The organism is Ensifer sp. GW823-FHT05D09 (assembly GCF_058795755.1).
This window is the reverse complement of record NZ_JBXAIA010000035.1, coordinates 1-844: the sequence shown is the minus strand read 5'-3', so window position 1 is coordinate 844 and position 844 is coordinate 1. Positions and strand designations below refer to the sequence as shown.

Genomic DNA, 844 nt, shown 5'->3' with positions numbered 1-844 from the left:
TGACCACAGCGATGATGACAATGACGGCGACGACGATGATGGAGACGATGTCTATTGCGGTGGTGACGGCATCGATACACTCGACATGTCGAGCCTCATCCAGACGGTGCTTGCCGATATCGAGGCTGGCATCGCCGAAGGCGAGGAGATCGGCGAGGATCGCATCGAAGGTTTCGAAATCATCCTCGGCGGGCGGGGTGACGACAGGATTTCCGGCGGGCGCGGCGACGATCTGCTGGCCGGCGGCTGGGGCGATGACCGGCTGCGCGGCCGCGACGGCGACGACATCCTCGTCGGGGGGGCCGGGGACGACGAACTGGAGGGCGGCGACGGGAACGACACGTTCCTCGTCATCGTCGTCCCCGGCTCCGATGATGGCGACGACGAGATCGACGGAGACGACGGTCGCGACACCTACGACGCTTCGGCAGCGACCCGGGCCGTGGTGATCGACCTCGACCGTGGCACGGCTCAGGGTGTGGAGATCGGCTCGGACCTGTTGACCTCGATCGAAGGCGCTGTCGGCGGCAAGGGCGACGACGTGCTCGTTGCCGGCAATGCCGTCAACTTCCTCGCCGGTGGCGAAGGCGCCGACATCTTCGTCTTCCGCACGACCGCGGCGCTCGCCAATGACGGCAGCGGCCGCGACGAGATCCGCGACTTCCAGGTCGGCGACCGCGTGGACCTGTCGAAGATCGCCGAAGCCATCGGCGGCCTCGTCTTCGGCGGACTGCTGGTGGATGGGCAAGCACCGCCGGTGCACCAGATCACCTTCTATCACGAGGCCTTTGCCGACGGCGAGCGCACGGTCGTTCGCGCCGTCGTCGACCTCGAACGCGACGAG

1 protein-coding gene is annotated in these 844 nt (G+C 66.8%); it reads left to right on the top strand.

Annotated elements, in window-relative coordinates:
• The coding region (locus AC1Q80_RS30800; protein WP_492362936.1) for a calcium-binding protein at nt 1-844 on the top strand (844 nt) is incomplete at both ends.